The organism is Duganella sp. HH101, from assembly GCF_001758795.1.
Taxonomy (GTDB): Bacteria; Pseudomonadota; Gammaproteobacteria; order Burkholderiales; family Burkholderiaceae_D; genus Rugamonas; species Rugamonas rivuli.
On the sequence record NZ_LRON01000001.1, the window covers coordinates 453,903 to 467,004 of the forward strand.

Annotated in this window: 10 protein-coding genes; 7 read left to right on the forward strand and 3 right to left on the reverse strand. The window is 59.7% G+C overall.

What is annotated here, in order from left to right:
• Nucleotides 1-173: 173 nt before the first annotated feature.
• Complete coding sequence (locus DUGA2_RS01685) at nucleotides 174-461, reverse strand: hypothetical protein (RefSeq protein ID WP_070266872.1); 288 nt, start codon at nucleotides 459-461, stop codon at nucleotides 174-176.
• Nucleotides 462-1,427: 966 nt separating this feature from the next.
• Here DUGA2_RS01685 and DUGA2_RS34945 point away from each other — a divergent pair.
• The 3 genes from DUGA2_RS34945 to DUGA2_RS01700 all read left to right on the forward strand — a co-directional run bounded on the left by DUGA2_RS34945 (nucleotide 1,428) and on the right by DUGA2_RS01700 (nucleotide 4,558).
• Nucleotides 1,428-1,955 carry a KGG domain-containing protein gene (locus tag DUGA2_RS34945; RefSeq protein ID WP_071658835.1) on the forward strand — a complete coding sequence of 176 codons (528 nt, stop codon included), beginning with the start codon at nucleotides 1,428-1,430 and terminating at the stop codon, nucleotides 1,953-1,955.
• A 115-nt stretch (nucleotides 1,956-2,070) separates the two neighbouring features.
• Nucleotides 2,071-3,231, forward strand: a complete 1,161-nt coding sequence (locus DUGA2_RS01695) for a zinc-dependent alcohol dehydrogenase (protein WP_070266873.1) — start codon at nucleotides 2,071-2,073, stop codon at nucleotides 3,229-3,231.
• Between the two features lie 76 nt (nucleotides 3,232-3,307).
• On the forward strand, nucleotides 3,308-4,558 hold the full coding sequence (locus DUGA2_RS01700; protein WP_168167406.1) for an IS256 family transposase: 1,251 nt from the start codon (nucleotides 3,308-3,310) through the stop codon (nucleotides 4,556-4,558).
• 573 nt (nucleotides 4,559-5,131) lie between these two features.
• On the opposite strand, the gene DUGA2_RS01705 is transcribed toward DUGA2_RS01700, so the two are convergent.
• Both DUGA2_RS01705 and DUGA2_RS01710 read right to left on the reverse strand, forming a co-directional pair.
• Nucleotides 5,132-6,391 (reverse strand): tyrosine-type recombinase/integrase, encoded by a 1,260-nt coding sequence (locus tag DUGA2_RS01705; RefSeq protein ID WP_070266875.1) that lies wholly within the window; start codon nucleotides 6,389-6,391, stop codon nucleotides 5,132-5,134.
• Nucleotides 6,388-7,143 carry a hypothetical protein gene (locus DUGA2_RS01710; RefSeq protein WP_070266876.1) on the reverse strand — a complete coding sequence of 252 codons (756 nt, stop codon included), beginning with the start codon at nucleotides 7,141-7,143 and terminating at the stop codon, nucleotides 6,388-6,390. Before DUGA2_RS01710 ends, DUGA2_RS01705 begins: the two co-directional genes overlap by 4 nt.
• A gap of 794 nt (nucleotides 7,144-7,937) precedes the next feature.
• Here DUGA2_RS01710 and DUGA2_RS01715 point away from each other — a divergent pair.
• From DUGA2_RS01715 to DUGA2_RS01730, 4 genes are all read left to right on the forward strand, one after another.
• Nucleotides 7,938-8,429: an FxDxF family PEP-CTERM protein gene (locus tag DUGA2_RS01715; protein ID WP_168167400.1), complete on the forward strand. Its 492-nt coding sequence runs from the start codon at nucleotides 7,938-7,940 to the stop codon at nucleotides 8,427-8,429.
• Nucleotides 8,430-8,830: 401 nt separating this feature from the next.
• A complete protein-coding gene (locus DUGA2_RS01720; protein WP_070267091.1) occupies nucleotides 8,831-11,341 on the forward strand; it encodes a DEAD/DEAH box helicase family protein in 2,511 nt (836 codons plus the stop codon).
• Nucleotides 11,342-12,099: 758 nt separating this feature from the next.
• Entirely contained in the window at nucleotides 12,100-12,348 is a 249-nt protein-coding gene (locus tag DUGA2_RS01725; RefSeq protein WP_141753165.1) for a hypothetical protein, read from the forward strand.
• Between the two features lie 81 nt (nucleotides 12,349-12,429).
• Nucleotides 12,430-12,726 (forward strand): hypothetical protein, encoded by a 297-nt coding sequence (locus DUGA2_RS01730; protein WP_070266879.1) that lies wholly within the window; start codon nucleotides 12,430-12,432, stop codon nucleotides 12,724-12,726.
• The last annotated feature ends 376 nt before the right edge of the window (nucleotides 12,727-13,102 follow it).

Sequence of the window (13,102 nt, forward strand, 5' to 3'; positions counted from 1 at the left end):
GCAGCCAGATGGCGTATTACTGAAGAGGACGCGGCTTTCCTATTCGCTCACCGCGCTGGTAGCGCAATGTGATACCAAGTCGCTAGGGCCGGCCGATATAGCGGCGTGGCATAACACCAAGCCTAGGGTGAGACGTGGTAGCAAGAATGATTATTGTTCGATCTCCAGCGCGATCAAGCCGTGTGCGCATCCGCCGCGCTGCGCCCGCGCGCCGCCGACATCCGCAACTTGCTGCGGCGGTCGCCCATCAGGTCGCGCAGGTTGCGCACGCTAAGGTTGGTTATTTCGTGCATGCGCAGCAATAGGCCGCTGCTGATCGGCATTTTATGATGGCGAACCTTGCTGATCACCGGTGCCTGCACGTCGAGCAAGCGACACAGATGGGCATCGTTGCGTGCGGGCAGACGGGCTGCGATCAGGTCTAGCAACGCGTAGGGACTATAGCGGGCGGCGACGGGCATGATCTTCCTCGCTGAAAAATTGATGTGCCACTTTACAATTTTTCACGACAGGGAAAAACTACTGTTTGGTCGCGAATGTCGCCAGCGCACCTTGTTTATTGTTTGCCTAGCGGATGCGGTTGTCGGGACGTCGCCGGCGTGCCTGAGGATACGCCAGCTCCCGACGGATCGCCTCCACCCGTACATGATAGGTTTGCATGTACGTCCAAGCCACTTCTGTGCCCAGCGAGCTGGCCAGCTGTTCGCTTGCTTGGCGGATTGCCCCGCTCAGTTTGCCCCTCCCGCCATACCCTCGCGAAGGTCGCAACCCTGCCGTAAGACCCCTCAAAACTCGGTTCCCTTTGATCCTCGTGGATCTGCTTTAAGGTGTGTCGCTGCTTCCTGGAACGAGATGCCTCGATCTTGAGCATGGCTGAGAGTTGGAACGCATATTTATCTATGGCGCTGCGTGAGCGCCGCCACGGCGTAGGCCGGCTCGGTGATTTCCGCGCGCAGGTAGCGCCGGACAGTGTTTCTTGAAGAGGGTCGGCCGGGATTACGGTTTATGTGAAGCTTTGCAAAAACACGAATCCCGGCCGACCTTCACGTTCACGCTACAAAAGGGGAACTAGGCCGGGCAGGGCGGCTGGCTGGCGCTGGCGCAAGCCGGGCAGGCTTGTGGGCCGACATCTCGTACCAGCGGTCCAGATCCACCAATGTCGGCTTGCGCCGCGCGGATAGCAGCGGCTACATGGCCAGGTGCCGAAGTTTAACGCGCGTGCCGGAGCGAATAGGAACGCGTCAGATGGGGTCGCATGGAATGTTAATTTGAGCTGGGAAAAAAGTTGCAACTTAACGAGTAGTACTCCTACGCAGCTATCAGCAAGATGCCCACGACGGCGGCGTCCGTCAGCCATAAGATAGTTTCACCGCCGAGCTGCTGCAAACTGCGCGGCGGACCAACCCCTGAAAACCTAGGAGATCACCATGACTGCATCGAATCAAGGCGGTAATAAATCGAGCGATACCAGCAAATCCCACGCAACGCAATCGACTGCGTCCAAACAGAGCGGCGACAGTGGTGGCCGCGCAGCCGACGCGCATTCTGCACAAAGCAGCCAGTCTCGTTCGACGGGGCATCAGCAATCGCATAGCGGCGGGAACAATCAGTCGGGCGGTAAGGACGATAATCAAGGTGGTCGCGGCTTCGGATCCATGGACCCGGAGCGTCAGCGCGAGATCGCCGCTGAAGGCGGCCGCGCAGCGCACGCTTCGGGCAATGCACATGAGTTCACCTCGGAAGAGGCGCGCGAGGCCGGGGCGATGAGCCACAAGAACGACGGCAACCGGCAGAGCGACTCCGACACCGGCTCCCGTTCGGGTGGCCAGGGCGGCAGCCATGCCTCAGGGCAGGGCGGCAAGCAAAGCGGGAGCCATGCTTCCAATCAGAGCGGCGATCAAAAACAGAACAACGATGGCGGCTCCCAAGGTGGTTCCGGTTCGCGTTCGAAATAAGCTGGTGCCGGTGTCGCACATTGGCGGCGCCGGTGCGAGCTGATCTCGACCCGCTTTTATCCCGTCCGTCCGGCCACTGGCCGGGCGGCTTTTTTCATGTCCTTCCGGAGCTTTCATGCGCGCACTCGTCTATCATTCCGCCCACGATGTCAAAGTCGATACCGTCCCCGATCCAGTGGTCCAGCAGCCGGACGATATCATCCTCAAGATCACCGCGACTGCCATCTGCGGTTCCGACCTGCACTTGTACCGGGGCAAAGTGCCCGGCATGAAGGAAGGCGACATCATGGGCCATGAGTTCATGGGCGTGGTGGTTGAGACTGGTCCCGGCGTCACCCACCTGAAAAAAGGCGACCGGGTAGTGGTGCCGTTCGTGATCGCCTGCGGCAGTTGCTTTTTCTGCGACATGGATCTCTACTCTGCCTGCGAGACCACCAATCCCGATCGAGGCACGATCATGAACAAAAAATCGCTGCGCTCCGGCGCGGCGCTGTTCGGCTTCAGCCACATGTATGGCGGCGTGCCGGGCGGCCAGGCAGAATATGTACGCGTTCCAAAGGCCAATGTCGGGCCAATCAAGATTCCGGATACATTGGAAGATGAAAAAGTCCTGTTCCTCAGCGATATCCTGCCGACCGGCTACCAAGCTGTGCTAAACGCGGGCGTGGGACCGGGTTCGAGTCTGGCCATCTTCGGCGCCGGGCCGGTGGGACAGATGGCGGCCGCTAGCGCGCGCATGCTGGGGGCGGAAAAAATCTTCATGGTCGACCATCACAATTACCGCCTGGAGTTCGCGCGGGCCACTTATGGCGTAATTCCGATCAATTTCGATGACGTTGACGCTGCCGAGTTCATCATTGAAAACACCAATTACCGAGGCGTCGACGCAGTGGTCGACGCCGTCGGGTTCGAAGCAAAAGGCAGCGCGCTGGAAACTGCGTTGACGGCAATGAAACTTGAGGGAAGCAGCGGTCAGGCTCTGCGCCAGTGCATCGCAGCGGTGCGGCGCGGCGGCACCGTCAGCGTGCCGGGGGTGTACGCCGGCTTTATCCACGGCTTCCTGTTTGGCGACGCGTTTGAAAAAGGCATCGGCTTCAAGGCCGGGCAAACTCATGTGCAACGCTTCATGCCCGAACTGTTGAAGTTTGTCGAGGAAGGCAAGCTGAACCCTGAGGTGATCATCTCGCATCGCATGACGCTGGAGCACGCGGCGGAGGGCTACAAAATGTTCGATAAAAAAGAAGATGGCTGCCGCAAGATAGTGTTGCGCCCTTGAGCTTGAGCCTGTAAGAATTTCTGTGTGAAACGGGGTCATGAAATAATACCGAAAGGGATGTTCCATGACCGACACGATGACCACCAAGAAACCTCGCAAAAAGAAAGAGCCGTATCCATTCCCAGTTGAGCTGATCGACCAACTGCTGGCCCAAGTTCAGGACAAGAACGCCGAGTCTATCCTCGGTGAGTCTGGCTTGGCCGGCCAGCTCAAGAAGATGCTGGCCGAGCGCATGCTGGCGGCCGAATTGACGCATCACTTGGCCAACGAGGATACGACCAGTAAAAATCACCGAAACGGCACAAGTCCCAAGAAGGTGCTGGCGCCAGGCGGCGAACTGCATCTCGACATTCCACGTGACCGTCTGTCCAGCTTTGAGCCGCAGCTGGTGGCCAAAGGCCAGCGGCGCATGCCGGGTTTTGACGACCATGTGATCAGCATGTACGCGCGGGGCATGAGCGTGCGCGAGATCCAGGGGCACCTGCTGGAGCTGTACGGTACCGAAGTGTCGCCGATGCTGATCTCGACCATCACGGATGAGGTGATCGAGGAAGTCACCCAGTGGCAGCAGCGTCCGCTGGAAGCGATGTACCCGATTGTCTACTTTGACGCCTTGCGTCTGAAGATCCGCGACGAGGGCACCCTCAAGAACAAGGCCGTCTACCTGGCGTTGGGCATACGCGCTGACGGCCGCAAGGAAGTGCTGGGGCTGTGGATCGAGCAGACCGAGGGCGCCAAGTTCTGGTTGAAGGTGTTTAACGAGCTCAAGAACCGTGGGCTGGAGGATATTCTGATCGCCGTCGTTGACGGCCTGCGCGGCTTCCCTGAGGCCATTGAGGCCGTCTATCCTCAGGCGCAGATCCAGACCTGCATCGTGCACCTGATCCGCAACTCGACCACGTTGGCGTCGTGGAAGGACCGCAAAGAACTGGCGGCGGCTCTGAAGCCGGTCTACCAAGCCGCCAATGCCGACCTGGCCGCAGCGGCGCTGGACGAATTTGAGGCAGGGCCGTGGGGGAAGAAATTCCCGACCGTTGCGGCCATGTGGCGGCGCCAGTGGCAGCAGGTGATTCCATTCTTTGCCTATCCGCCTGAAGTTCGTACCATCATCTACACCACGAACGCCATAGAGAGCCTGCATATGCGCCTCAGGAAGATCGTCAAGAATCGCGGCCACTTCCCCAGCGACGAGGCGGCGACCAAGCTGCTGTTCCTGGCCTTGCGCAATATCGAAAAAGATTGGAAGATGCCGCAGCGGACGTGGAAGCTGGCTGCCAATCAGTTTGCCATCATGTTTGGCGAACGCTTCACCAACGCGATTAACTAAAACCCGGCCCCGCACACACAGAATTTCTTACACGTCCTTGAGCTTAACTTCAGGCCTAAGGCACAGATTTGCATCGCCGGATGATCCGTGCGACCTGGCGCGTAGTCCATCCACTTGTAGGCCGGTCCGCGAAACGGCGGGTCAATCATACTGGGTCAAATCGGCGCGCAAACGAACAACACCCTGTTACTCGACCAGCGGCAATTTCGTCTGGAATTCTACAACTCGTTATCTCGGTTCAACAAGTTGACAATACCTTTACTTGAGGTACTCGACACATGCTTCGCTTCGCACTCTACGTAGGTGACGCTGATACGAAAATGTCTCCTGTACGCTCTTACGTAAAGCTTGGTTATCCCATGGTTTGGTGAAGAAACGATAGACTTATCCACTATTTATAGCATCCTTGATGCTGTTCAGGTCCGCAAAAGCAGATGTGGAGCTTCAATCCTACGTCCTATGACGGTGGCAGCAAGCGGGAGCGCGCCATAAACGAAATTACCCAGCGCCAACCACTGCTTCAAACGATGGGCAAAGACGTATGAGTGGGTGCCGTGGTGGCGTGCCGAACGCCTACGTCGGTGACACCGTCACCTGTTCGGCAAGCAAACCCGGGCTGGCCACATTGGTGGCACGGATCAGGTCCAATGCATCCTGCTCGGTGTAGACCATGGTCGTGGCCAGATCCCGGTGCCCGAGCAGGGCCGCGACGTGCCGGACATCCTGGCCGGTCAACAGCGCCGACTTCGCGAAGGTGTGGCGCAGCCAGTGCGGCGAGGCTTGCCGCAGCTGCGCGCAGCCGGCGGCGTCGCCCGTTTGTTCCAGGGCGTCGGCGGCACGGGTCAACCGGCCTTTGACGATGTAATAGAGGCCGTGGCGGGTCGTCACCGGTAGCCAGGCCTGGAAGAACCGGCGCGACTCCACGTCGCGGACCGGCTTGCCGCCGATCGTGATGGCGCCGCGGTCGGTGCGTGGCGACAGGATTAGCGCCCCCGTTTCCAACGGAGCGGGCAGGGCATCCATCCCGAACGCCTCCCGGTACGCGCCCAGCGCAGCCATCACCGCCTTCGAGACGGGCAGCGTTCTTTCCTTGCGCCCCTTTGCCGTTTCCTCGCGCACGGCCATGACCCAATACGTCTTGCCGTCTTTCGGATCGGTGAGGCTGTGGAACGCGCCCATGGTGGCCTTGATCAGTTCACTCGCGCGCAGGCCGAGCTCGCGCAGCGCGATAAAAATGAACCGGTCGCGCGTGTAGGCCTGGCGGCTGGCGAACGTGATCTTTTCGGTGACCTCCATCGCATCGAGCACCATGTCGTATAGGTCGGACGTCACCGCGCGATGGGCGTTGATCTTGCGGGTCGTGCCGGCGCCGTGCAGTCCCATCGGGTTGATGGCGATATAGCCCATCTCGCGCCAGACCCGGAACATCGCGTGGATGCAGCGCTGGATGTCGGACCGGCTGCTGGCCGAGGGCTGCTTGCGAAACGGAGAGTATCCCTCGTCGTCGACGCCGGCATATGCGCCGCTCATTTCGTCACGCGGGCACAGCGCCCAATCGGGCACCTCGGTCAAAAACTCGTAGAAGGCCTCGACGTCCTGGACGCTCCAGCGCGACGGCGGCACGCCGTGGACATGCTCGCAGAACCAGCGCAGCTTGGCGATGTGGTAGCGGTAGGTGGCCACCGTCTCGGGCGAATTGCGCCGGCCGCGGCTGGCGATCGCCCGCAGCCAGACCTCGGCGGCCTCCCAGTCGTCGGCGACGGGGCCTAGGCCGTGCGCGGCGGCCGGCATCGGGGAGGGGAGTGACAGCGGGGTCTCGATCAAATCGTTCAACGCGGGTGCTCCTTGGTCAGTTCATCGGGGATCTCGGCCCCTTTTTGATACGCGAGCCGGCGGAACGATTCCATCAGCCGGGCGTCGGCTTGGCGCCGCGCCTCTAGGGCGATCGCCCGTTCCTTCCACGCCCGGCCTTCGCCGCGCGCCTCGTCGATCGACATCAGGGCGAACTTGCGCAGCTCGGTCACCTCGGCGGTGAGCGCGGCGATGCTGTCAGATTGGCGGGCGAGGGCGGCGCTCGCCCGCGCCGCCTCCTCGGCATGCTGCCGGGCGCTCTTTCTGGCCACCTCGAGCTCCGCTGCTAGGGATGCGGCGGTGCCGCGCAGCTGCGCCAGCTGTTGCTCCGACTCCTGCAAGCGGTTGAGTAGGAAGCGCGACTCGGCGCTGTCGCCGCGTAGCGTCTGGCGTGCCCGGTGGAGGCCTTGCTCGACGGCCTCGGCGATGCCAGCCTGCAGCGCGTATAAATCGGGCACCGCCACGCTTGGCGCGTCCGAGCTGCTGGGCGCCGGCGCCGATGTCGGCTGGCGGGCGAGTTCTGCGGCCAAACGGACCTTTTCGTCGGCAAGCGTTACGGTCGAGGGCCGGCGGGCCGGCGCGAAGGCCGCGAGCAGGCGCCGGTAGATCGTGGGGCTGAACAACTGGCCGGTGGCCTCGTGCACGGCGAGAACGAACCCGCGCACGAAGGGACGGTGGGAGTTGCCGCCGAGCGGACAGGCGAGCTCGAGTTCGGCCACGAGCTGGGTCAACATGCGCGCCTGCGAATCGGACAGGGAGAAAGGAGGACGGCCCATGATGAAAATTTGCGTTAGAGATACGGGTACATTAACAGGGTTATTTAGTATCGTCAAATTGCATAACTTACCTTAGCACGCATTAAGGTAAGAACTTTCTCAGAAGGTCGGATTGTTCCACGCCTCGGTTTTTCGGCCGATTTTGATGGAAACCGTTGTACGCGAACAATAGAATTGGACACTCAATACCTGTATGAGCCTGCGACTTCCCGCCACCCCGAATGGCCGGCGATGTCCTGATCCGCGGTGCACCGTCCATGGCCCAGGCACGCCGAAGTGTTCGGGGTGCGTCCGTCTCGCACCCCGTTTCGTCGCTGCCGGCTCAACACGCGCTGTCCGGACGGACCGCCGGCGTCAGACCGACTCGTCGTCCCGGGTTGTAGGCCGCCACCTTCCGGATCAAATGCAGCGTGGCGCGTGCCAGGCTGGCCGAGCGCAGCGCCGTGCCGCCCATCTGCGCCAGCGCGGCGAACACGGGCTCGACGAGGGCGCGCCTTGGCGACGCGCCTGTTGCGCCGCCCCTGGGCTGCCGAGACGCGCATGTTGCCGCCCTTCCTAAATTGCTGACCACTGCAAGGGCGCAGCAGAGAGCGTAAATGCTGTTGAGCCGAGTCGTGGCTTTTCGGTTGCAGGGACTCCGATTTAACAGCGCACAATTGCGATTTAACAATTAAAAAAGTTGTTATTGTTATTATTTAGATGCAATTGAGTCATTATTTTCTTATTCAACCCCTCATCCTATGGAGTTCACCATGAAACTGAAGCTCGTCGCCGCCGCCACTCTCGTCGCCAGTTCCTTTGCCGCCTCTGCGGCTACGTATGACCTGGGCACTTTGTCGCCCTTGGGCTTCGATTCCTGGGGTGACTCTTCGGTCCGTATTGCGTCCGGGACGACGATCGATGACACCTGGACTTTCGCTCTGCTGAAGAGCTCGACTACATCGTTCCTGGCTAGTCAGACGTTCGCCGTTACCAGCGGTGCAATTTCGAACTTCAGCGCGGAGTTGCTGGGCAATAGTTTTGTCCCAGGCGTTGGGACCGCTACGTCGCAAACTCTGAGCTGGGGAGGCATCCTGGGGGCCGGCACCTATTCGGTCCATGTGACGGGGTTGACCAATGCCGACCGTACCACCTACCAGGGCGCGGTGTCGGCCCTGCCAGTGCCAGAACCTGAAACCTACGCCATGCTGCTCGCCGGATTGGGCATCATGGGCCTGGTCGCTCGCCGTCGTCCTCGCGTCTAATCCCTCTGCGGATAGCAAAAGCTGCCTTTGTGAACTGCCCCTCTGAAGTTGGACGCCAACTTCAGGGGCTGTTTATTGGCGAAGTACGCGTCGCAATCCAAGCTGGAAGTAGTCTAGCCAGCTGGCCGCCGAGGGGACAACACAAAGCACTAAATTCCAAACGAGAAGGAGGTCGATTGTTGTGTCGCCGGGCCGGCTTTGGGCGCCTGCTCGGGCATAGGGCGCGTCCCGCCAGACCCGAGCGGCTTGTACCGCCCGTTCGGCCTGAGCCGTCTGCAGGGCCCTCGTCCCCTCTTACGAATGCGGGAAAAAATGCTCCCCAAGTGATAAATGGATAGAATATTGCTACTAGGCATGAGATATTGTGGCTACCTTACTCACAATTATTCTTCTTTGACACTATGGTTGACCTCAATACCTTGCGTGCCACGCGCGCCAAACCCCTGCCGATCGATCCACACGAAATTCTTCGCCGGCTGCCCAAGCCAGCCGGCTTCAACGACCTTTACTCCAGCCAGGCGGAGGTGTTAAAGCAATGGTTCGAGAACCGCAATGCCAAGGATACGGTTGTGAAACTTCACACCGGCGGCGGTAAGACACTGGTCGGATTGTTAATGGCGCAGTCCACCCTGAACGAACTGAAGCAACCGGTGCTTTATCTTGCACCCACGACGCAGCTTGTGGAGCAGACGCTAGAACGCGCAGCGCAGTTTGGGATCCCAGCAGTTCGCTACGAGACAGGCGCGGGGCCGCTCAACGACGATTTTTCGAACGCGAAGGCGATCATGGTCGGCACATACAAAGCGCTGTTCCACGGGCGCAGTAAATTTGGCCTGGAAGGGAGCGCCAACCCTGTCATGGTCGGCGCTATAGTCCTCGACGATGCCCATTCTTCGTTCCCCCTGGTGCGCGACTCATTCACCTTGGACGTCTCTTCCTACGGCGATAAAGAGCGCTACCGCGAACTATGCGATCTGTTCCGCCAGGCTTTTCGTGACGTCGGCAAAGCCGGCACATTCGAAGACATTGTTTCCGGAGGAGAGACGGCGGTGGTCGAAGTGCCTTATACCGCTTGGCGCGAGCGGATTCAAGCAGTCGAGCAACTGCTGCGCCGCGATCTGAGCCCATTCAACTACCAGTGGCCATTGGTGCGAGACCGGCTGTTGATGTGCCACGCTTTCATCAGCTCCGCAAATTTCAGCATCACGCCTATTTTGCCGTTCCCGAACGCATTTCCCACCTTCGCGCATTGCCCGCGGCACATCTATATGTCGGCGACCATCGCCGACGACAGCGATTTGTTGCGCACTTTCGCGGCCGACTACGATCTTGTCCGAAAGCCGTTGCGATCGCGCTCCCTAGCCGGCATCAGTGAACGTCTGATCCTATGTCCCGACATCATGCCGTTTTCCATGAACACCCGCACCGCCGTCGAAGAGCTGGCGACAAAGTTATCCGGATCGAAAAAAGGTGTGGTGTTCCTGACCCCGTCGGGCAAGATTGCCGAAGAATGGAAGGGTATTGGCGTCGTGGCCGAAAACTCCGCTGACGTGCAGCAGATCGTGAAGCGCTTGCAGGAGGGAACCTCTTACGGGCCCTATGTTCTTGCCAACCGATATGACGGCATTGACCTGCCGGGCGATTCCTGCCGCATGCTGGTCCTGAGCGGACTGCCGACGGGCACATCAGAATACGAGAAATATCGGGCGGCAGCGGTCTATGGAGGGGCTAGCTTCAACCGCATGCTGGCACAGCGGATAGAGCAGGGTATCGGTCGCGGCGCCAGGGGCGCCGGCGACCATTGTGTCGTCCTGATCGTCGGTACCGCTCTTGCCTCATGGGTGGGCAAGGAGGCAAACTTCAACTTCCTCACCAGCGCAACCCAGGCACAACTGACGATAGGCACGGAGATCAGCAAGGCCGTCAAGGCGCGCGATGAGTTCTTCGCCACCGCCATGCGATGCATTGACCGCGACCCGATCTGGCAGAGCTACCACGCAGAACTGCTTGACGAACTGGTCGAAGACACCGAGATCGATCAGGACCACCTGGAACTGGCCGCCGTAGAACGCAAAGCTGTCGACCTTTGGGCGTCGGGCAATCACGAAAAAGCCATCGCACGCCTCGAAAAAGCGTCTACTTTGAGCAGTATCGATAGTCAGGAAAAAGGCTGGGTATTGCAACTGGCGGCGCGCATTGCTGATGACTGGGGCAACGAGGACCGTACTGAGGACTTGCAGCGCAACGCGTATGGCCATAATCCGAATCTCAAGCGGCCGAAGAAAATGGGGACGCACCGCTTACTACCTCCACCAGGCGCACAAGCGAAGGCGATCGTGGTGTCCATCCTGGCATACCGCTTCCGCAAGGGTTATCTCGCCGAATTTGACAGCCTGGTGGCAAACTTGCACCCCGATGCGTCGGCGAACCAATTCGAGCAGGCGCTCGCGAACCTCGGCCGAATGCTCGGCTTTGCCGCCTCGCGCCACGACGACGCCGGCGTTGGACCGGACGTCCTGTGGCTACTGCCCAACAAACAAGGGCTGATCATTGAGGCCAAGAGCCGCAAGCGCGAAGACAATCCGCTCAACAAACTGGAGCACGGGCAGCTTCTGGTGGCCGAACAGTGGTTCACGCAGCACTATGCGGATCATGCGCCGGTCCGCGTGAGCATCGTTCCAAACGCAAATGCGACGGAGGCGGCCGCAGCGACGCTATCGTGCGCCCTGACCCTCGACAAACTGCAAGTGCTGGTATCGGATGCGCGAGCGCTGATCGGCAACCTGTGTGAATCACAGTTGTCGGCCTCTGAGCTCGAGGGACATTGCGCTCAGTTGCTCGACAGATCCCCGCTGGCAGCACACAACATCGTGCGTAGCTATTTGCAATCCTTCAAGACGGGCGGAACATAGCTCTCATCCGGCACGCAGAGCAGTTCCCAATTCGGCGGCACAGGCCTAAGGCCTGCTGGCCGTCGACATAGTCGTCCGAGCACCGCTCTCTCAAGTGCTGCAATTGCGCTGGGAGGATGATAACTTCCGCTGCCAGCACGCGCGTTGGTGGTGCATAGGCGAAATTTCCTGGACAGGGACGTAGACTGCCTTAGCGGACGTCGTGTCTCGGCAAAAATCCGGGAGCTCAACGGTACTTACCACCGAGCGCCACCTTCATTAGCAGCCGACTCAACCGACTCCTTGTCTGCATTGGCGTTTGATGCGAATCCGATGCGATCATCTGGACCGCTTGCCGCATTTTTCTTCACTGGCGCATCCCGGGCCAGATAGTGCGATGATCCCCCCGTCGCTATCGCAAAGCCGCCAACGCCAACGTTCCTCGGTAACAGGACAGCTATCCTCATACAGTTCGAACCACATCTCTTGCCCCCGAAATACTCTAGATGATAACGCTGATCGGATGGCGCACCTCAGCAGAAATCTGATGCAGATCAGTGTGCCTGCGCACAAACACAGACAATTGCGGTGTCCTGTGAATCTGCCCACAGCACCGCCGAGATAGCGTTCACCCTGAAGTCATCGAACGTTGTGACTCGCAAACGGCCTCACGCGGGAGGGCGTTCGCTGATCAGATATAACGCAAATGAAGGTCGGTTTGTCACCGGCCGGCGCAAAATCCCGTGCCAAAATCATTGGTCTTCTCGGAGGAGAGCATAGTGATCACGAACAACTCGACAGCAAGCGACGAACCGGACGATGCGTTCCTCAAAGAGCGGGCCTACTATCTAGAAGTCGGCACCGAACTTGGCTCAATCGTCGCCAGGACAACCGACCATGTGAAGCTGGACGAGGCCCAACTAGAAATCCTCGTTCTTATGCTGAAAATGCAAAAGTCTAAAGCGCCAGGGCATATCAGTGCGATGCTTACTCAGTTGATCGCGGCCATTGTCAAAGCTCAACGCTGAACATTGGCATGTTTATCCTGCCCAGTTCGATCAGCACGAACTACGGCATAATCGAGGAGCTTGCCGAGATAAGGAGAGAAAGTGCGCTTTAATTTTTCCATAGGGCCCGCCGACAGACGCCTCGTCGAAGTCGAGGTTCTGGGCCATGTCGCCCATGTGTCGATCTGGATGCGATCACATGTGAAGGCTGCTGAATCCCGCTATCTGCTTCAATTCGGGGATACATGGGACCAGAAGTCGGATCGGGCAAAATGCGAGGACGCCGTTCGGGTGGCGATCGCCGACGCGCTCGCAGGCCAGTTCGCCCCGAACCGGATTGAATTGGTGGTTGAACAAAGCCGTGGGCGGTGGGGCGGACGGCTCGATGCGTTGGTATAGCGCGCCATCGCGGTCCAAGTGCTCGACCAGCCCGCCGGACGGCCCTTGCCACATCATCAGCGGATATGTCGGGCTTTCTTCGTTTAGACACGCGCTCGCCGCCCAACTGCGACAATTTTCCATTGCGCTATGTGGCGAATTGCTGGGCGATTTTCCGCTAAGCGACCATTACACGTCTGGCGTCTTCGTCGCGGTGCCACCGACAAAGTCCTCGGGCGCTTTGCTGTTTAACTGCTTGGCAAAGTGCCTACGATCCACCGGGGTCAGCGTCGTACATTTTGACACCGGCGACCGTTGTGGCGCTGACGTATTGAGGAATATCAGCGACCAAATCCGGGCGCAAACCACTGCGGGCGATGAGGACCAGGCGCCTTGC

Bases quoted from the DNA above. Each gene is read 5' to 3' on its own strand.
- DUGA2_RS01685 (WP_070266872.1), bottom strand. From the start codon at position 461: ATGCCCGTCGCCGCCCGCTATAGTCCCTACGCGTTGCTAGACCTGATC.
- DUGA2_RS34945 (WP_071658835.1), top strand. From the start codon at position 1,428: ATGACTGCATCGAATCAAGGCGGTAATAAATCGAGCGATACCAGCAAA.
- DUGA2_RS01695 (WP_070266873.1), top strand. From the start codon at position 2,071: ATGCGCGCACTCGTCTATCATTCCGCCCACGATGTCAAAGTCGATACC.
- DUGA2_RS01700 (WP_168167406.1), top strand. From the start codon at position 3,308: ATGACCACCAAGAAACCTCGCAAAAAGAAAGAGCCGTATCCATTCCCA.
- DUGA2_RS01710 (WP_070266876.1), bottom strand. From the start codon at position 7,143: ATGTTGACCCAGCTCGTGGCCGAACTCGAGCTCGCCTGTCCGCTCGGC.
- DUGA2_RS01715 (WP_168167400.1), top strand. From the start codon at position 7,938: ATGAAACTGAAGCTCGTCGCCGCCGCCACTCTCGTCGCCAGTTCCTTT.
- DUGA2_RS01720 (WP_070267091.1), top strand. From the start codon at position 8,831: ATGGTTGACCTCAATACCTTGCGTGCCACGCGCGCCAAACCCCTGCCG.